At 51.8% G+C, this 20,232-nt stretch carries 16 protein-coding genes; 1 reads left to right on the top strand and 15 read right to left on the bottom strand.

Features of this window, described 5'->3' with window-relative positions; genetic code table 11:
• Positions 1–208 precede the first annotated feature (208 nt).
• The 5 genes from D7M11_RS03800 to D7M11_RS03780 form a co-directional block, all read right to left on the bottom strand.
• Positions 209–1,030 carry a TIGR02452 family protein gene (locus tag D7M11_RS03800; protein ID WP_120745837.1) on the bottom strand — a complete coding sequence of 274 codons (822 nt, stop codon included), beginning with the start codon at positions 1,028–1,030 and terminating at the stop codon, positions 209–211.
• The gene (locus D7M11_RS03795) at positions 1,005–1,592 is read right to left on the bottom strand and encodes an NADAR family protein (RefSeq protein WP_120745836.1); all 588 of its coding nucleotides are present in this window, start codon (positions 1,590–1,592) and stop codon (positions 1,005–1,007) included. Before D7M11_RS03795 ends, D7M11_RS03800 begins: the two co-directional genes overlap by 26 nt.
• Positions 1,589–2,482, bottom strand: a complete 894-nt coding sequence (locus D7M11_RS03790; protein WP_120745835.1) for an NUDIX hydrolase — start codon at positions 2,480–2,482, stop codon at positions 1,589–1,591. The genes D7M11_RS03795 and D7M11_RS03790 overlap by 4 nt, the downstream gene beginning before the upstream one ends.
• A 199-nt stretch (positions 2,483–2,681) precedes the next feature.
• Positions 2,682–3,560, bottom strand: coding sequence for a phytanoyl-CoA dioxygenase family protein (locus tag D7M11_RS03785; protein ID WP_120745834.1), 879 nt, complete (start codon positions 3,558–3,560; stop codon positions 2,682–2,684).
• Between the two features lie 34 nt (positions 3,561–3,594).
• Positions 3,595–4,938 (bottom strand): ABC transporter substrate-binding protein, encoded by a 1,344-nt coding sequence (locus D7M11_RS03780; protein ID WP_120745833.1) that lies wholly within the window; start codon positions 4,936–4,938, stop codon positions 3,595–3,597.
• Positions 4,939–5,096: 158 nt separating this feature from the next.
• Between D7M11_RS03780 and D7M11_RS03775 the strand changes: the two genes are divergently transcribed.
• Positions 5,097–5,966, top strand: coding sequence for a helix-turn-helix domain-containing protein (locus tag D7M11_RS03775; protein WP_120745832.1), 870 nt, complete (start codon positions 5,097–5,099; stop codon positions 5,964–5,966).
• Between the two features lie 182 nt (positions 5,967–6,148).
• Here D7M11_RS03775 and D7M11_RS03770 read toward each other — a convergent pair whose 3' ends face one another.
• From D7M11_RS03770 to D7M11_RS03725, 10 genes are all read right to left on the bottom strand, one after another.
• Complete coding sequence (locus D7M11_RS03770) at positions 6,149–6,727, bottom strand: class I SAM-dependent methyltransferase (RefSeq protein WP_275671656.1); 579 nt, start codon at positions 6,725–6,727, stop codon at positions 6,149–6,151.
• Positions 6,728–6,769: 42 nt separating this feature from the next.
• A complete protein-coding gene (locus D7M11_RS03765) occupies positions 6,770–7,477 on the bottom strand; it encodes a DUF4386 domain-containing protein (RefSeq protein ID WP_240040943.1) in 708 nt (235 codons plus the stop codon).
• A 46-nt stretch (positions 7,478–7,523) separates the two neighbouring features.
• Positions 7,524–7,739, bottom strand: coding sequence for a helix-turn-helix transcriptional regulator (locus tag D7M11_RS03760; RefSeq protein WP_120745830.1), 216 nt, complete (start codon positions 7,737–7,739; stop codon positions 7,524–7,526).
• 1 nt (position 7,740) lies between these two features.
• Positions 7,741–8,187: a hypothetical protein gene (locus D7M11_RS03755; protein WP_120745829.1), complete on the bottom strand. Its 447-nt coding sequence runs from the start codon at positions 8,185–8,187 to the stop codon at positions 7,741–7,743.
• Between the two features lie 195 nt (positions 8,188–8,382).
• Entirely contained in the window at positions 8,383–10,326 is a 1,944-nt protein-coding gene (locus D7M11_RS03750) for a hypothetical protein (protein ID WP_120745828.1), read from the bottom strand.
• 177 nt (positions 10,327–10,503) lie between these two features.
• Positions 10,504–11,352: a phosphotransferase family protein gene (locus tag D7M11_RS03745; protein WP_120745827.1), complete on the bottom strand. Its 849-nt coding sequence runs from the start codon at positions 11,350–11,352 to the stop codon at positions 10,504–10,506.
• Positions 11,353–11,441: 89 nt separating this feature from the next.
• Positions 11,442–15,116: a heparinase II/III family protein gene (locus tag D7M11_RS03740; RefSeq protein ID WP_120745826.1), complete on the bottom strand. Its 3,675-nt coding sequence runs from the start codon at positions 15,114–15,116 to the stop codon at positions 11,442–11,444.
• 160 nt (positions 15,117–15,276) lie between these two features.
• A complete protein-coding gene (locus tag D7M11_RS03735) occupies positions 15,277–15,903 on the bottom strand; it encodes a DUF4304 domain-containing protein (protein ID WP_240040942.1) in 627 nt (208 codons plus the stop codon).
• A gap of 47 nt (positions 15,904–15,950) precedes the next feature.
• Positions 15,951–16,412, bottom strand: coding sequence for an NUDIX hydrolase (locus D7M11_RS03730; protein ID WP_120745825.1), 462 nt, complete (start codon positions 16,410–16,412; stop codon positions 15,951–15,953).
• Between the two features lie 485 nt (positions 16,413–16,897).
• Positions 16,898–20,191, bottom strand: a complete 3,294-nt coding sequence (locus tag D7M11_RS03725; protein ID WP_120745824.1) for an OmpL47-type beta-barrel domain-containing protein — start codon at positions 20,189–20,191, stop codon at positions 16,898–16,900.
• Between the last annotated feature and the right edge of the window lie 41 nt (positions 20,192–20,232).

The raw sequence follows: 20,232 nt of genomic DNA, 5'->3' as shown, positions 1-20,232 counted from the left end.
GCCTGATCGGATTCGCGACGGCCGTTCGCATGCCCCCATCATAAGGTCCGCCTCCTGCCGGGGACAACAAACAATATTTGAATCGCATCGCAATATTTGTGGAGCGTCGGGAAACCTTGGGGGACGCGGGGTTTCGGGAAAATGAAAAACCTCCGTCCAGCCTGCGGCCTCAAACGGAGGTGATGATTTGTTTCGTTAATTTTACGGCTTACCCGAACACTCGTTCGAAAGCGCGAATGCAGGCTCCGCTCTTCGAAGTATCGAGCACGGCGAAGCGGATATTGCCGAACAGCTTCCCATAGCCCTCTTCGTGCAGCAGCTCCTCCCACCAGCCGGCCACCTTCACCGGATCGTTGCGGAATACGCCGCAGCCGTAAGCGCCCAGGATCAGATTTGGATCGCCTTGATGGGCAAATATCGCCAATGCGAGACGCATCCGCTCCTTCATCATACGCTCCGCCTGCCCGCCGTCTTCCCCCTTCAACAGAACCTGACCGAAATTCACGGGCGGGAGCGTCAGCACCGAAGCCGTAACCGGCTGCTTCAACAGTTGGAACCGCTCGTCGCGGAAAAACACTACATCCGGCGAGTAGATCGCATAGTCCGTGTACATCATCGACTTGCAGTTGCGATTGGCCGTATAATACGTTTCATGTCGAAGCTGCGTTTTATATAATCCGCTCGATGCGGCCAAACTCTCCTCCTGCGCCATCGCTCCGTTCAAGAAGCCCCCACCGGGATTTTTGGCGCTGGCAAAGTTCAGGACGCCGACGCGTTCCTTCCTCGCCGCCGCAAAGTCGAGAATTGCCTTCACTGTCGCCTGATTGACAACGAGCCGATCCGCCTGATCGCCCTCTGCCGGCACTTGAACCGCTCTTACAAGCTCCCGCCCTTGTTCAGGCGTTATCAAGCGGCTGTTTACCTCCGAGCGGGCTTGCTCTGCGGCGAAATTTACCCGCTGCCCGGCATATTCGTAAAATCCCTGTTCCGTGAAACGCAGCGTCTCAATCGCGATTTCCTTCCGATTCATACCCTTCCCCTTCTAACTTCAGTAATTCATCCCGCACCTCGGTTAATACAAAACCGAGCAGGTTTTGTCCCCGCCATTTCATCGGGTTCTCCGCATCCGGATTCGATTGGCCCATCCCGATCCCCCAGATGCGGTCGCGCGGGCTTGCTTCCACCAATATGCGTTTGTTCGTTTTTTTCAAATACGCCGCGAGCTCTGCATGTTGCGAGAACTTGGTCCGGTTGCCGCGTTTTACGATCCCGTAGCACCCGTTCTCCCAGGCATCCTTATCGAAGTTTTTTACAGCTCGTCCGTACTCCTTCATCTCTTTGGGGTGCCTCGCTTGCATAATCGCGGCGAGCATCTCTTCGTCTCCGAACATGCGTGCTTTCTCGGCCATCATGTACTGCTCGGCGCAGGAATACTGTATCCCCTCCACAACGAACGGACATATCCACCACTGGCTAAAGCAGCTTTGATTCACACTCCCGTCATTCGGCGGCGTATGGCCCCAGAAAAACAAAAACTTGAACTTATTGCCCGCCTGCCAAGCGTTCCTCAAACTATTTATGTCGTATATCATTGTAAACCCTCCTGATTTTTCCGGTACAGCCGCGATGGACGGTGCCCGGCATTCTCCGTATAATGATCCGTCTCTTCGACAAGGTGCGCGATTTTGCGGCGAAACGCCGCTTTCAGCAGCTCCTTGCCCATGATCACCTCGTATACTTGCTGCAGCTCCGTCAAGGTGAACAACTCAGGCATCAGATACAGAGCAATATCCGTATAGGAAATTTTCCCGCGCAGACGTTCGATTGCATAAACCATTATTTTAGCATGGTCGAACGCCAGCCCGTCGTTGGAAATGACAGTAAACGAACCCGCCGTGGACCTCTCCTCGTTCGTCACAGTGCGCTCCACTACGGCCGTCAGCTCCCCGTGCCCGGAAGTCAGCTTCAGCTCGTGACGAACCGTTCGGACATATCCGGTTTCGGTCAGTTCCTTCTGCTCTCGTAGCAGCCGGTAGCTCACCTTGAACCATGCCGCATTATCTGCGTCGTCTCCTGCCTTCAGTTGGACTTGCCCGCTGTCGATCAGTGCCATATAGGAGCAGCTCATAACCCATGTTCGCGGATCGCGTCCGAGGTCGCTAAACGTATACAACTGCTCCAGGTACACGTGATCCACGCCCGCCTCCTCGCACAGCTCACGCTGGGCCGCCTGCTCCGTAGTCTCGTTTGGCCTCACGAATCCGCCCGGCAGCGCCCATCTGCCAAGAAACGGATGCCCTCCCCGCTGAATAAGTAGAACCCTCAGCTCTTTCTCAGGCAGCTTCCGATAATTGTCCTCATCCGTATCTGTGACGGTGAAGATTACCATATCAGCAGCCACAGACGGGCGCTCGTAATCCCCGGCACGGTATTGTTCCAAAAACTGCTTCTCCGTTAATCCGTCACGGTCCAGTAAGTCCATGTATCTCCACCTCGATTGTAACAAATTGATAATATCAAACTGTTACTATCAAAATATAGTACTGGAGGACGTTTGTCAAGCTTTACGAAAAAAAAGGATAGCTGAGTAAGCCATCCTTTTCAGTCTCTTGGTTTTATTCACCGCCAGGGTGTCGGATGTTGACCAGCCGCCCTCGTGACGAAAAGCTTATCTTCCGTGTTTACTCATTCAGGCCTGAACGCCAAGATCCGTCAAATCCTGTATACCCTTCAACCAGATGTCTTCTTTCCGGCGGACAAGCTTCGATAAAACGGCGCGCCGATTCGGGCACGGGCCAGAGGGGACCTAGTTCGCGAGCCGAGGAACGGAAGCTTAGCCCGCAGCTTAGCCGGTCTTCGGTGCCCCGGTGTGCATATACGCCGTGATAGGTGCGCTCGGCGAAGATAACGAGATCTCCCGGCTCGGTTAAAACCGGCATCATGCCGGGCGCATCCATGCCGCAATATGGAACCGCTTCAGTTCCGGTTCGGTAAAACGATTTGCGTCCCGGCGTAAATTCAAATCCGGCAGGTCCGGCCCAATCCTCGGTATGCGAATCCGGCAAAATCGCCAGCCCGCCGTTTTGCGGGGAACTTCCGGTCAAATAAAACCAGAGGGAGGCAGCGCCGCTATTGTTGAGCACCGCATTCGCCCCATATGGATGCTCGAGCGGATCCCAGTCCGTGTGCCAAGCATGTACTCCGGATTTCGCTGCATCTCCCGCCGCGCCCGGCTTTTTGTAGATCGCTGCGCTTCGATTTAACGTGATCGGCTCTCCGCCATTCAGGTAGCTTGCGATGCGCATAAGCGGCTCGAAAGCCATCAGCTCGGCCATTACCGGGCTTTTCTCGATAAAAGCCGGATCGGTTATGGACAAAATCGTATCGTTTTGGAACATGGGCCCGATCACACGGCGTACTTCATCCTTTAAACGTTCGATTGCGCTCACGGACAGCAATTGTTTAACGATCGCAAATCCATGCTCCTCCGTGCAATCGCGAATGCCTTGCAGCTCGTTTCCCTCAAATTCATACCGGTACGTAAGCGGTTTGGTCTCCATCCGAAAACACTCCTCTTCTTTTGGTTAGGCTCGTTTATTTCGCCCTAAGCTTCTCTTCGATAGCCTTATTCGTCGCTTCTTCCGCCACGCGCAGCGCGGAATTCATATCCGTTGCACCCAATATGACGCCATTCACGGTAGCGGCTATGTTCGTTTCCGCGATTACGTTGTATTGATTAATGCCGTTCGTCGGAGCATATTTCTTCGGTACGAGTGCGACTGCGTTTTTCCCTTTCAGATTTGGCTCCTCCGAACCATAAACGTCCCGCCACTTCGCGCTTTTCAGCACGGGCGCGGCTCCGCTTTTGGCCGCCTTGAACTGCAGCTCCTCGTCGGTCAAAGCCGCCATGGCCAAGAAGGCGGCATCCCGCTTTTTGCTCGTATTCGGCACGACAAAATAGACGGCTTCGGGCTGCGGGCCGACGCCCGGATGCGACTTGAACTCCGGGAACGTTGCCGCGTCCCAATTCATTTGCACGCCTTGCTCCGCCTTTGGCCAATCGGAATTCATCTGCACGAGCATGGCGAGCGTGCGATCCTTCAAGAACATATTCGTAGCAGCCCCGGCAATACCCGTGGCGTCCTTCGTCGGCGCAAAGCCGGGCAACTGGAAGAAGCGGATAAAATTGTCGAGAAAGCTTTTCCATTCGCCGTTATTAAACACGGCTTTCGAGGTGGCATCCAGTCTGGGCAGCGACAGCTGGTTGAAGGTGATGAAGTTGGTCGAACGGATGCCGAATCCCCGATACTGGATTCCGCCGTCCTCGCGAGTGAGCTTCTTGGCGGTTTCGTATACGTCGTCCCAAGTCACGCCGTCCTTCACATAGGGCACGCCGAACTTGTCGAACAAATCTTTGTTGTAAAAAAATCCTGGTGCATTCACTTTGAGCGGCAAACCGGCTATTTTCCCCGGTTCCAACGCCTTCGTCAGCTCGTATACGGTCTCGTCCAGCTTGTTGAAATCATACTGATACTTCTTGGCCAGCTCCGTAATATCTCCATTCAATCCGCGGTCCTGCAAAGACTGATAAGCGTTTGACGTAGTCATGATCAGATCAAGCTCCGCCTTGGATGCAATCAATTCATCCATTGTCGTTCCCCGGCCGCTCTGGATATACTCGATCGAAATATTCGGATATTTTTGGACCATATAATTGCCGTATGTCTCCATGAATGTTTCTTTCGGATAGCCGCTCCACGGATAGTAGATCGTAAGCTTCACCGGTTCTTTCAAAGCTGCCGCAGGGCTGCCGTTCCCATTCGTGCTTTCCCTGTTTGCAGCACCGCTGCCACTACCGCCGCTGCCGCAGGCTCCTATAAGCATAACTGATAGTGTCAGCAAACCTAGCGACGCTGTTCTTTTAATAACCAAAGTCATGGCATTACTCCCCCTTTACCATTCAATTAAAATGCCGCCTTCCTCCTTGGTTCAGCGCTTTTTTCACCTTCGATCTGTTGCATCCACAATCGGTATGCTACAATGAAAGCGCTCTACGAATCATCGAATCGCCTGCATATGATGCACAGGAGGAGCCCATGATCGAATACCCGACAGAAACGAAAACCATTTGGCTGCACCGACCGACGCCGCTTGAAAAAATGTGGGGCATCTGGCCGACCAGCACCGGATACTCGATAGCGAAGCCGGGTTACCGGAACGGATCGCGAGCCATTCCTTCGTTTGCCCTTGTTTATGTCGAACAAGGAGGCCTTCATTTCATCGATTATCGAGGCAACGAGCAGCTTCTGCGCAAAAACTCGATGTTTTGTCTCATCCCCGGCATTCTGCATCAGTACTATTACTCCGAGGCCGAAGAACCGCCGCGGACGTCATGGATTACATTCGAAGGGAAACAGTCTCTGTCGCTGCTGAACCGGATCGGATTTTCCATGGAGCGCCCCTGTTTGGCCGGCTGGGATGAAACCCGGCTTATCCCTCATATGAAATCGATGGAGCACGTTTTCGCATCCGAAGAAAAGTCGGATCGTTTGCATTTTGTGCTGCACCTCATCGGCTGGTTCGACGAGCTGCTCGTGCAGTCCCGGCAGCGCGGATACGAGAACGCCCCGAGCACGTCATGGCTCACAGACAGTATCGAATTTATGAATACGCATTATGCTAACGGTATCCGCATCCAGGACATAGCCCGTCATGCAGGGATGACGCGTTCTCATTACACGCGCATGTTTACCGCACAGATGGGCTGTTCTCCGAAGGCGTTTTTACAGCGGCTGCGGATGGAGAAGGCGATGCATTACCTGAAAGAAACGACGTTCACGCTCACGGAAATCGCCTTGACGATCTCTTATCCCGACGCCTACTCGTTTAGCCGGGCATTCCAGCAGCATTACGGCTATCCTCCTTCCCAGGCACGTGAGCGTTTGACTTCAAATTCTTCGGGCTAACGCCATAGTATCAGGAGCCGCCGATTCGCAAAATGGGATTATGTTTCGAGTTTCCGCCGCATTTTGTGCGGTGCCCTTCACACAGCAAACCAAAAAGCACCCTGAATAGGGTGCGGAATAAGGTTATCTGTGCTGCTTATGGAGGTGATCCCGCTAGCTCGCGAACGTGATCGGCACGCAACTTATTCAATCTTTCTGGCAACAATGAAATATTCCTGAGAACTTTCGTTCAAACAAACCGATTCGACAATTGAAAAATCCCCTTTCTCCATCGTATCGATTAAGCTGCGTATTTGAAATGATTTTATGTTCGGCACTAAACCGACCCTACCGGCGAGCGATAATAAGATACTCAGTGCCTTCTTTTCCCCCATACATGGTGTTGCGGAAATCAGTAATCCTCCCGGTTTCAACAATTCGTTTATTCTGTGGAGTGCTGTATGCTCATCCTCCAATAAATGCAGCACATGGAAGGCTAGGATCACATCAAATGAGCCCGCCTCATATCTCGTATCCATAATCGCAGTATGTGCACAGGTTATATTAGCGATGTTTCGCTCTTTTGCCTTCTTATCCGCCATTTCGATCATTGAGGAAGATGTGTCGATCGCATGAATCGCTTTCACATGTTCTGCAAGTTCAATGGCTATCAGTCCGGTCCCGCAGCCGTAATCCATAACTGTGTTGCTTACATTCAGATACGCCTTCGTTTTTTGGATTATTCGGTTGTAGGTCTGTTCATCTTTCTTTTTCCAATTGATCGTAGTTCTTAGCAGCTTTGTCCCAAAAACGTTCCGATCTGCTCATATCGCCGCACCTTCCGATTCCTGTTTCACTCGGTTGAATCCTTTTATGATCAGCCATACAGCCAAAACCAATTGTTGAAGGGCTATAGGCCCATTCAACAGCATGTAGACTGCATCCAAACCAATGAAGCGAACCATGAACAACAAGCTGGCCATTATGGACAAGACCGACCCAATCATCCCTGAAAGGGACAACCAACGCGGAATTTCTTTGGTTTGGTAAAATACGCAGTTAAACAAAAACATAGCCATAACAAATGCCAATGTCGTTGCCACATGGTTCACCAAATCGCGCGCTTCCCGCAGCAATCCGCCCAGAGTCTGATAATACGAACCGTTCAGAGCTCCGACTTTTGCAAATTCGTGGCTTAAGGTCAGCAATAATAGAAGCAGGATTACTCCAATAATGATGAACACTCCAGCAACAATGCCGAAAGCAACCGCTCCAAGACCCAAGCCTTTATTAGCCTTACTAATAATCGGATACAACGTAATAGGAACCCCCACATAGGCCGCAACCATGAGTAACTGGGAGCACGCGCCCAACAGTACCTGATTTTCATCTGCTGAAGCCTTGAGTAGGTAAGCGGGTCCGTCTATAACGGGAACAACGCTGCATATACCTGCAATCAACCCGAATAGGAGTAATACCCCGGTAATAACCGCAGACTTTCTACCTGAACTTGAACGCTTACTCCGCATCATAGGCTCTCCTCCTACTGCCCTTGGCAGGTGTTCGCGGGACGGTTTATTACTTCCCCTCATATTGAAAAACCTCTTCGATGGACTTTCCGAACACGCGCGCAATGCGAAAAGCCAGTTCCAGGGAAGGCGAATAATTCCCTTTTTCAATAGCCACAATCGTTTGCCTGGTGACCCCGGCCCGATCGGCCAATTGCTGCTGGGTCATCTCGTTATGAAAAAAGCGAAGCGTCCGTATCTGATTGCTGATCGCATCCTTGCCCATGTCAAACTCCTTTTCTGTAAAAATATAACTGCGCGATACGTCCCGACAGATCGGATAAAAAACCGAAAAAGATAAGCGCAAGAAACGTCAAGTAAGTGGGGAGCTCCGTAACAAGCGGAATCATGGATAGTATAAATCCGAGGAAGAACACATAAAGCGAAATCCGGTCCGCCTTCAAATCGATAATCTTATCGAGCTCATCTTCAAAAGAAGGCCCATCTTCATTCGTAGCAACCTTATTGAAGATGACGAACACGATATGAATCATTATTTTGGCTGCAATCGACACCGGGAGCAGCACCAGAATGAAGGAGCCCCAGAAACTGAAGTCGCTGTCCGAAGTCATGCTGCCCTCTTCGGCATGTTGGACCACGTACAAAGTATAAATGCTGAAGATGAGTAAACTGCTGATGATGGAAACGACTATTTTTCTCTCTTGATAGGACATATGGACCTCCTAATGTAAAATGAACTATACATAATGTAATTTAAACCCATTTTCTTGTCAAGTTTATTTTACATTCGACTTGTCCCAGATGCTTCACCATAAATGATTTGATCCGCAAAAAGGTCGCCGAAATAATCGGCGACCTAGCTGCTCCATAGGCTGTCTGCGTAATCGAAAACGTCTCCCTCTCTTACTCTAGTTCTCACCCGCGATCGTTGCCGCTTGATTAGCTAAAATCTTTGAACCGATCTTAACTACAATATGCAACTGATTAGTTCCTTCCGTCACCGGAATGACTCCCTTTTGTTGAATCCGGTTAACTCGCGGAAGGTTACCGGCAACAGACACTGTCTCTGAATAATCCCATTGAGCTGAGGAAGATAGGGTCCGGTTAGTGATTAAAAATTGCAGCGGCTCCTTAGGCTTTGCATCGTGCGGGCCGACGGGCCTCTCGTAGCGATTTACTATATAATTCAGCCCAGAAACGCGAGCTGATTTCGGTAACGGAGATAGCTCCACCTCGTACTCGTCGCTGAACAAATAAAACGTCTCACCGCTCGACCACCAATCCATCGATAACCCGAACAGCCGCTGCGCATCTTCCCCTTCAATCCAGTAGTGTCCGTCTTGAACTACAAGGGAGTGCTGCAGGGTAAAACGTTCCGCCTCCTGATCCGCCCAGTAGGTCGTCGCTTCCCCACTTTGTGGATTCAAACGGATGGAGTATTGCGATGACGGTTGGATTGACCGGATCGCAATATCAGCTAGAAGTCCTTCTTCTTGCTCATATCCGAAGCGTTGTATCAAATAATCCAGCGAGAAGTAGGTTAATTGATCCTCCGACATGTATCCGATTGGAGTCTTTCCAACCGTAAGCTCGCGCCCCTTGACTTGAACCGTATCCAGAATCGTTTGTTTGTACGTTACGTATGTGGAAGGAGTGCCATTTCTAGGGTGCAAACGATCCTGCACCGGGTTCGAGGTGATCCAGACGTTGCCTAGCTTTGTTTCGAGCAGGTACCAGTCCGTACCGTCCGCATCGCGCCAGTATCCTTTCGGCTGAACGGTTCGCCCTTCCAGACTAGCCCCCCGAATCTGGAATTGTGATTTGGGAAACCGATACAGCGCATGCGTCCCTCTCAGCTCGATAGAATAGTCGGGCTCGACCCAATCGGTCGGTTCGGAGTCCTCCGTATTGATCCAGACATCCCCTACTTCCGTACGAATATGGTACAAAGGAGCGTCCTCCATTTTCTCGAATGCTTCCACGGTTTGCGGCGGTAAAATCGGCATCCAAGCCGCAGAAACTCCGGGGATCGCATAAAGTGGTGTATCGGACTTTACCGTTAGCGACTCCTTTCCACGAATGACTTTCCTCCCATTTTCCTTTGCATATTTCACGCCTTCTACGGTCTCAATTAGGTAGCTAGTGGCATATACGGTCACATATTCACCGGTTACATGGACCGTCTGGTTGAGCAAGCTGGGGAATATCGGGCCCGCCTTGGACACAAGCGGTCCTGAATAATTGGGATTATCAAGCAGTGTTTGATTCATGTAGTACGCATAATAATCGACCGGCTTCATATAGCCGATCTGGTTAACCGGGAGAAACACCCACCGTTCGCCCAAATCCCCGGCCCAAATCCGCAGCCAATGCTTCTCGTTCGGATCATTGGTGTAAAACCACATCGGATCGGCTTCGGTTACTCTCATTTCCTGAGAAGAAGCTGTGTTAACAAACGCTGAAGTAACCTTGCGCTCCTCATACAGCGAAGTATCTTTGAAGAGCATCACTCTTTCCGGCGGCGGTATGACCAGGGTCCATGGAAGGGGATAGATCCAGACCGGACCGTTTGGAGATTCTACTTTCCACCAGCTTTGAGCCTGAGTCCATGTATATGCGCCGGCCAGAACACGTAATTCGGCTTGCGAAGAAAAAGATCCGATCGGGGCTTCCGTATCTGACGGGTTGGCATAATAAGGAGTCTCGGCAAGTAGGGTGATTGCGCCGGGAATGCGAAGCGTATCCGGCGGATACACGAACGCCTTGGGTTGGTACTCCGCCAAGATTGTACCCGGCTGGCAGGCGATCAGGATGACCATACCCATAACGAACAGGATTATTCGTTTAGCCACAAGGAAGCTCCTTTCGTGTATTTCTTTTTAGTGGATTTGTAAAAAATACCCATGCCTTTTAGACGCCCAGAGGAAGAATAAGTTGCGTTACAGCCCTGGCAGACAACTTACACATGCTACCGATTGGCGCTTTCCGGCCTTTGCCGCCACCGCGAGACGATGCTCCTCCTTAATCTATCAACGCTCAAAAAATCTGCTATACCCCTTTTGAAAATCCGGTTTCCGCGGGTTATTTTGGAGCGTTTCAACCATATCATACAATCCGTAAATCCTGTCATAGAGCTGGCTTCTATCATATAAAGAGCTGTCTTTCGAACCGTACTCCTCGAACACCGCATGACGGAATGATTCGGGATAATAACACGTGTACATGAAGTCCAGAGCCGGATCTTCGATTCCGGCCTCGCTCCAATCTATAACCCCAAGGCGACCGTTCATTTCGTCCCAAACCATATTGTCTGAATGGAAATCACCGTGCACGACACAAGTCTGAACCGAGGCGGAAATTTCGTAATACCTATTCAGAAAATCGATAACTTGACTCATCTCGTATTTGGAAAGTCTAGTCTTCAGAAGCTTGATTCCTTCTTCCATGTCATCCCGAACATCCTGCACAAAGCCGGTTTGCAAGTCCAAGCCTTGCCTTGACACCATATGGAGCTGACTTAAAACCCTTCCTACTGCCCTTCCTATTTGTTTTGCATGTTCAGGATGCTCCTTTACATACTCAGGGGTAATTCGATTCCCAGGCACATAGGTCTCTACCACGAAATCGTGGGTTGGAGACCTATATAAGCATTCGGGCAAAGCTGCCCCTGCATTCCCCAGTCTGCGAACCAGCTCCTGCCTTACGCGATATGGAGCTAGCAGAAGCCCATCACGATAAAATGAAATGACTGTTTTTTGGTCCAAAATTACAACATCTTTCTCACAGCCTGTGGTTATGATTTCAACCGTTTGATAAGGGAATAGTCCCATTTCAGTTTTCGCAAGCTCCAGCTTCGCCTCAAGCAGCTTCTCATTCATTCAACATCCCTCCTTATTCAAAGTAAGCAGCAGAACCCGACTCTATAACGAAGTCGGGTCCTTCATATATTCGAGTCTGGCGGAGAACTCTAGTCCGCTTTCGCACCGAAACCGAGACAGATCCGGTTGTTAAGCGAAAACCGGTCACCGACCCATACATCGACCAGCATTCGTTTGCCCATGTAATCTATGGCCTGCTTGCCTTGCTGCACGCGCGCTTTTTCCGTGCCCTGCCAGCCTTCTTCTCCCCGGAACAGCGTAATATCGGTATGGAACACGAGCCGGTTCCCTTCCAATCGGGGTTCCCTGATATAATACGGAGACGGTTTCTTATAACCATCACCGTTTATAAACCCAACGGCATTTTGAAGCTGGGCCAGGTCGGGCGTTTCCCCGGCGAATTCGATCTCGATCTGCCTTAGCTCCGCATCGACCGAAGCGACAGTTCCCTGCCATGTCGAGTTGGCACGTTCCCATCTCAAACCTCCCGACTCGATCACCGTGAATCCCGCCGCTTCGATCAGCTCCGGACGGTTATCGCGATAACGGATCAACAGCATTTGAGCATCGGTCGTATGCAGCAATCCCGTTTCGTCCCGAAATGTAACCGGACCAAGTTGATGCCGCGCAGAGATGACGATATCCCGACTGCCGTCCGGATGCGTGATGCTAATGCCCATAGCATCGAAAACGGACGCAGGATGCCCGGCAACACGCTCCATGGCGCAAATGGACCGCAGGAAAGGCGTACCTTTGTAAGGCTCCATCACAGTAACGAATGATGCGGCGTGTCCCTCCGGCTCGTCCTGTTCATCCCTTAGCAAAACATAGGCGTCCCAAGGCGATTTTTTCATTTCTTGTCCGCCCTTCTCGCCCAAGCAGCAGATCAGCTCCCGCTCCTTCCCGTTTAATGCGGTAATTTTGAGCGAGCTGTCTCCGTACGGATACGTCCAGGACAATCTTTCTCCCGCTTTCGCCTTGCGGACGGCTTTCATCCAGCCGTAACCCGGCTGCCCGTATAGCGGAACATCCGCACCGGCAAGCGTACCTGACAGCGGCTCCCAGCTCTCGATCCCCTCGAACAGGACCCGATCCAGCGACAGGTCCAAACCGTGAGTGTTGTAATCGAACCTATGCCCCTTAGAGACGAGAAAGTGATCCACGACATAGGCGTTTTCTCCGTCCGGCGCTTGAATGAGCCAGGCCCACCTCTCATAATGACTGCCGGGATAAGCCTCTTTGTTCTCCATACCTGCCGCCTGCATCCATTTCCCTTCATAATGCTCGAGCTGAATGGAGGTCGAAGGCGCTTGATTTCTGCCGTCGACAAGCACAACGTTGCACGAAGCAGAATGCAGCTCCCATTGACCGATTTTCGGCCCGATCCAAATGAACGGATAATGGCCCCCAAACGCCAATTGATGCACCCCGAACGCTCCCAGCCACAGTCCGAGCTTATCGCCATGCGCATGTGGCAGCGTAGGTTGTCCGTATAACACAAGATGCTTCGTATTTCGGGCCGAGCTGCCGCTTCTCAAGATGCTGATCTCCGAGTCTTCCGCCAAAAAGGAAGGCTGCACCGTTTGCGACGTTTGTTCGCGGTACGGCGCCAGCTCCGCCTCGGACAAAGCGCTGGCAAGCACCAGCAAAGACTGGTTGCCGCCCCGTCCGTTATCCAAGCTGGCCTCGACTCGTAAACTTTCGAGCTCCTCTTTGCTGTACTCTGTAAGTGCCGGTCCAATAATATCCCTGGCTGATGGCATTCTGCGAAATACGGTTTCGCTTAACGGAAGAAAAGGAGTTTTTCCTTTTTTGCGCTTGTCCGATAGCGGAAGCACATTGTCCACGGGCGTGTCGCCGAAGGCGGCGGACAAACCACCGCATCTGTAACGGTAATAAAAGGCGATAATTTCCTTCACGCCGAAGCGAGGGTCCTCGAATAAATTAAGAGGCTGGCTGAAAGCGCCATCGTCATGGAACAAGTAGGTCCAATTCGGGTAATTCATCATCGAGGAGGACATTAACTCGACATAACCCGATGAATCGTAGGCATATTTTCCATCCCGGTAATAGCCGTTTTTCAGTTTAGAGAACAAGCTGAAGGCGGAGTCCATCAGCACCTCGTGAAGCAGCTCTCCGTTCTGGATTAATGCCGCCGCTTCCATTTCCAGCTCCAGCAGCCGCATCGACCAGTCGCTCGCACCGCTTCGTTCCAGCTCACACGTATAGATGACATAAGGAATCATTTCCCGCTCCACCGCTCTTCGCAGCTCGAACGGGACTGTACGCGGATGGTTCTCGGCATCCGGCTTTCGCGCGAACAATGCCGCCAAATTTTCATGAAACTGACCGATTCCATCGAAAATGAGATCATAAGCTTCTAATAAATTTTTCTTCCATTCCGTACCGGTTGTGGAAGGCTCGGACAAATGCACCGTATCCGAATAGCTCCCGTCATGGTAACCACCATTCATATACGGGTACAGCTCCGCGATTCTACCGATCAGAATGGCTGCTTTATAGGCATAGCGGATATCGCCGGATAAGATGTAGGCATAGGCCAGATTAGGAATTCCCCCAGCATAACGAGTTCCGCTAGTTTCGGGCACGACGTTCTTGTCCGTAATAGATGGACAGTACGGTGCCGCCATCGCCATGGCCAGCCTGTAGTTGCGGGTTGCGGCGACAAGCATGCAGCGGGTATACGGATTTGGAAAACCCTCAGGAATGAGAAAGCCTTCTCCGTTATCCTCCACGGTTACTTCCTCGCCCGTCGACGGGTTTTTCAGCTTTTTGCCCGGATACCACCATTCCCCTGTTGTTTCGTTATAGAAACGGAACGGCGTTTCCAGGCATGTTTTTAGCGTAGAACGATTTCCGCCGGTGAGCGGATCCCCATAAAACTGGCTCGGCGTCATCGCTCGCGGATTGCCGGGAATAATGAAATCGAATAGCTCGTCATCCGTTTTTGAAGCCCAGTAGTCCGCTACCTCGTAGATTCTTGCGGCAATACGCGCGCCCCATTCCGTTTCGCTGGCGCTACGCCGGGCGCGCTCCGCATCTTCCGGTTTGATCCGAAGCGAGAAGCCCGTTTTTTTGTCGCGAATGTGCTTGAGCATGTCCGACGGCAGCTTCTGCTTCTCCCATTTCGTATACGCCGTGTTGCTGTCCTGGGTCGCGCGTTCGATCCATTCGTTCGTCTTGTCCTCCGATAACCCTTCCGCGAAGATCAGATCCCCGATCCCCTGCAAACAAGAAACCGAAATTTCTCCGGGCAGACCGGACCATTTGGACAAAGCCGGGCTTCCCTTGCTTGTTCGGATTACATTTAAACCGATATAAGGTCTCGTCTGCCTGCTTTTGTACACCAGCTCGAGCGGCAGCAAAACGGTCATTTCCCACGCTCCATTTCGAAAGACGGAGCTGCCCCGGACGCCTTCGACGGGAGTGAGCCGGACGATATCGTACTCCATCGTCTCCGCTTTTGTCGTTCCGTTGGAATCGATCATGATTTGCACCAGATTGTGGGGCCTTCGGCCGGAATGATCCGGGTCAAAATTCAGTCGGATTGTCTCCATTTGCTGCGGCTCGGCATCGTAACACCATATCCGGATATGTAGATCGTTTTTATTGGTATACGCGGCAAACTCGGTTTTCCGGGAGGCGCTGTTGATCGTGTCGCCCTCTATAAAATGGCCGGCAACAGGAAGCAACTCGAATTGCTCGGATTCCCGGACTACGTAATACGGATACAACGGCTTCAAGGCGAAGACTCCTCTCCATTTAAAAGGGCTCGAATGCTATGATCATATCACGCAGAGCGGCTTCACCCGTTTAATAGTCAAGTAATTGACATGTCCAAATATACAAAACGATAAGCTTGGAATGAGACCACGTCCCATCCCCGGCTCTGGCGTAGTGCGGCTATTCTGCACCTAACGATTCCAGCTTATCAAATGCAACTCCGTATTTTTGGAAGATCGCCTCGTATTTATTTTCAAATATAGCCCATCGCTTTTCGGTTCCGTGCTTTTCCTGCAAAGCTTTCAAATAACGTTTCGCCGCCTCTACATCATTGGACTGTAACAGCAAATGGAAGCTCTCTTCGCCCAGATGTAAATAAGGACCCGATACATAATAATCCATGATGGACCTGGCGCTGGTCATAGTTTCATAGAAATGAAGGACCTCCTCTAATCCGCGCAGCAGCGTAGTCCTTAATTCATCTATTTTCGTATCGGGCGTTATTGCAAATCGCTCTGGAATGTTCTGGGCAATATCTTCTATTCTCGCACGGAAGTGACAATCCACCTCTTGCGGGGCTGTCATAATCTCTCTCGATTGTATTTGTGCCAATTCCGCAGCGTAAATGCCGCAGTTCACATAAAACATTACGTTGTCCGCCGAATTGCCCGACGATTTCTGGAAATGGAATATGTAGGTGAGATTTTCAGCTTTTTTTGTGAAATTCAAGCCCTTCTTTGCAAAGCCTTGCTTAGTCAGGAACGGCTTAACGTCCTGCTTGATCATATCGTTAAAGAGCTGCTGCAATGGAATACCTCCTGAACAAATAAGACATCTGGTATTTAGTTTAATAGTTACATGCTGCGTGCTTTCATAAATTGAACAAATGATTCCAGTGGTTTTATGTTTGGCGGGCTTATTTGCTGCGGCAAATCATCAATATCGAACCATTTCAGTTCTAACGTTTCGTCGGTTTCCGGTATTAACTCCCCCGAAAAATCATTACATACATATACGATTCCGATTAAGTAAACTTCATCACCATTAGGGTAGGTATACATTCTAGTCTCGCCAGAAAAGACCCCCAAAAGCTCAAGTTTATTGGCAACCAAGCCTGTTTCCTCATATAGCTCGCGTTTGGCGGCGTCTTCGACTTCTTCGCCCATTTCAACAATACCGCCGTGCAAGGCCCAGCACAAATTATCTTTTCGCTTCTGCAAAAGCACTTTTCGATCTTGATACACGAACACGCCTGCCCCCACAGCAACGATCCTGTCATGACCCACTTTTTTCCGTATCGTTTGTATATATCCCATCGCCATCCCACCTTTCGATATGGGTTTCGTAATCTTGAATCTAAGAGTAACCTACGAATAGGAGTCTTTCAAGGTAACAAATCCCCATGAACAAAAAAGAGGCTGCCGCCAGAAAGTCTCGTTCAGCCTTCGGGGACAACCTCGACTTAAGCAGTACAGGAGAATCTTCTGCTAAACTCGTTCGTTCATCTTGGAGAGGCTTCGCCTCTTCATCCTGTCAGGATCGGAACTGGCCAGGGACAGAGAAGCGGAAGTAAAAGTTCCGCTATAGCTGGCAGAAGACCGCTGACCGGGCGATAACGGAAGCAAAAGTTCCGTTAAGCCGCCGATAGCTCAAGTGGAGCCGGGCCCATGGAGCCATAAAGGAAGTCCAGCTTCCGCTATGCAAGCCTGGCAGGTTCGCGAAGCGGCGATAACGGAACTGGCGGTTCCGCTGAGACAACGATAACGGAAGCGAAAGCTCCTCTATCACATCGAAGCTTTTCTTACTTCACGACTTTTACGACGATCTTATCGCTTGTTGTTACGCCCCCCGCATTAACAAGCTCGCAGCGGTATTCGTAGGTGCCGACCGCCCTTCCTTCGATCGCCGTCACCATCGACTGCGCGTTCGGCGAAGAGGCCTTCAAGCTTCGGTTGTCGATCAATTTATCGTTTTCGTACAAACGGTACTCGGTTGCGTTCGTCCCCCACCACATGTTCATCGTGACCGTATAACGGCCGTCTCCGTCCCAGTTATCTTGGGACAACACCGGCTTGCCTGGAGCAGCGTCCGTAATGCGAACGACATGCGGATCGCACGAAGTCGTTCCGAAACGGTTAGTCAGCTCACATGTGTACGTATAGGTGCCGTTTGTTTTGCCGCGAATCGCTATCTTCGCTTCCTGGGAAGCAGGAGAAGCGTCCTTTAAGTCCATCGTAGCCACAAGGGTGCCATTTTCGTACAGCTTGAGCACCGTACCGTTATTGCCCCACCACATGTTCATTTTAATCGTAAAGTTGCCGTCGCGAAGTCCGTTCGACTGTCCGCTGTCATCCGAAAGTACCGGCTTGCCAGGCTTACCCGTTGCCGGACCTTGTTCGACCAGCACCTGGAATGAATAAGAACGCTCTGCGGAGTTGTCTGCCGCATCCGTAACACGGGCCGTCACCGTATGGGTGCCCGAGCCGAGGTCGGACGCTTTGATCGTTTGCCCGATGCCGATTTCTTTGCCGTCCAGCATCAGACTTTTCGAGGCCACACCGGACAAATTGTCCGTGCCGGTTACTTCAAACTTCAGTGTTTCCTGCATCGGAACATCAGCGACAGGACGTCCGGCATTTGTAAGCTCAACCGCCGGAGCCGTGCGGTCCAGCTTCACTTGTTGCGTTTTGGCCGCTTCCGTGTTGCCGGCCGCATCAACCGAGTAATAAGAGATTGTATGAATGCCATCTGCCGCTAAACGGATCGGTTGCGAATAAGTCGCTTCCGTCACTCCGTCTACCGCATAACGGGTAGTGACAGGCTGCCCGGAATTGTCGGTCGCCGATAATACTACCGTAACTTCTTGATTGAACCATCCTGCTCCGTTCGGGCTGGACAACAAAACGGCTGTCGTGACGGGAGCTTCTGTATCGGCCGGAGCGGCGAAATCTTGAATCCCCCGCGGCTTCAGCTGATACACGCCTTTGAATATGGAGGCAACGCCTGTTATGCTCGTTTTTTGGCCGGCGGCAAAAGGAAAATCGCTTTGCGTCAAACCTGTGCGGGCATCTACGCGAACATGGTTGCTGACTCCGTTAACCGCATCGAACTCGAACGATCCCGCCGGAGTCGCGGAGATGATATTCTGGATCGTCACATCGCGAAGCTCCACGAGCTGGCCTTGATTGCCGTCCGTGATCGTGGAGACGACAGCCGGAACGGGAAGAGCCGCTGTGCCTGTTTTGACGATCTGAATCGGATTTTCAAGCTCCATCTCCGTATTGTAAAGTGCCGTCGAGGCGGTTACCTTCAGCCGGTCCCCAAGATGAAACCCGCTTAAGCTCTGAAATACGTACAAGCCGCCGGAAGCATCCTGCAAATAAAACGATTGGCCGCCAAACGAGCCCGGTTCCGTCGTCACGACACCTTCAACTGTGACGAGCGTTCCGGAAGGTTTCGACCGAGCCTGGGTTACAGGAATAGCCGCCGGGATCGGGTCCGGCACCTCCGGCAAAGGTTCGGCCGGCACGTTTGCCAGTGTAACCGCATCGGTTTTCAAATTGTTGCCGTTTTGGCGAAGCCGCAGGCTTGCTGCGCCCGACGTACCAGGCTTGATGCGTACGGTTAAATCCGCAAACGCATGACCGTTCTGGTCGGCGGTCAGACTGAACGCCGAGCTGTAGCCGTACGATGCCGGCCATGTGCCGTCCGCATTCCGTACCATCGCCACCTGAGTACCTCCAGTTAAATAAATACCCGCGCTAAAGCCGCTCACGGTTGTGTTTGGAGCAAGCTGATCGGCCGCGACGCGAATCTGAAACTCCTCCGCGTTAGGCAGCGTAGCCTGATGCACAAAGCTGTACACCGGATTGGCGGCGACCGCCGAGCTTCCGTACGAGCCCGGCTTGAACGTGTTCCGGTCGTACCATTTGTATCCGGCGTTTGGCGCCGCCCACGGCTCGGGCTGCGGCTCGGTCGACGCAGTCGGTTCTTCGAAAGGCAGCAGGGCAGTCGGTTGATCGAGCTGAAGTCCGCTTACTTCGGTCAAGCTCGTATAACTTTCCTTGTTGGACAGCCAGTTCACCATATTCACGAGCAGCTTGCCGTCGTCCTGTTCCTTGAAGCCGTCGTAGGTCGTTTTTTTAGCGCCGGTATCCTCACGCAAATATTTCGGCGTCGCGTCTTCCACCGGCGACGAATCGCCGATGAAAGCGGCTTTGCCCGCGCCCGATTTGGCCACCGCCACATACGGGCCTTCTGCGACGCCACCGCCGTTGTAAATGCCTTGGTCGACGGCGTTCGCCCAAGCATCGTTCGTCTGCGGCAAATAGACGATGCCTTTGGCTTTTGTCGGATCGAGAATCGCCAAGGTGGAACCGGCATGCATCGCTACGCTGGAGACGCCTTCCGTAATGCCGAACGCCTGATCCGGACGGGTGATTTGATTGGCGTTAATGTCGCCAAGCGCATTGTACCGGAAGCGCACACCGAAATTAGTGGCCAGCCAGTCGGAGCTGACGACGTCCTGCATCGCCGCCGAGTTCTTCTCTTCTGCGCTCATTCCTTTTGCCGGATCGTTCCACGCTCCGCGCCGATAACCGTTAAACACCTCGGAGCCGTCCCACCGGTTTTTGTTGCGGTCCGCATTATAATGGTCGGCTATGAAGAAGATGCTGCCGCCGTTCTGGACGTATTGCCTCATCGCCCGCTGTTCGCTCGTCTTATAGGGAACGTTCGATTCAGCCACGACAAATACGTCGTAATCGTTCAAATCGGCCAGCTCGATCAGCCCCGATTTGCGAAGCTCCTTGACGTAGTAGCCGTTGTTCGCAAGGGCATTGGCAAAATCCGAAAACCCGCCGTCGATGACCCAGTCTGCGGCTCCGGCCGTCTGCTCGTGCGTATTGTCGAACAGTATCTTTTTGCCGGCGTTCCCATTGACGACCTTGGCCTCGATGTACGGCGCCGGATCGCTCGGCCCTTCGGCCCGAACTTCCGACCACCCGCCGGAGAGCAAGCTCTGGATCGGTAAGGCGACCGACAGCGCAAGTGCGACCTTTAACCATGTTGACTTCCAGCCTGATCTCATTCCCATGATCTTCCTCCTTTGTTTCCGGTCACGATGCACTGTGTCGT

Origin of the sequence: Paenibacillus ginsengarvi (assembly GCF_003626695.1) — a bacterium.
Classification (GTDB): Bacteria; Bacillota; Bacilli; order Paenibacillales; family NBRC-103111; genus Paenibacillus_AB; species Paenibacillus_AB ginsengarvi.
Note: the sequence above shows the minus strand (reverse complement) of the source record. Positions and strands in the feature narration are given on the sequence as shown.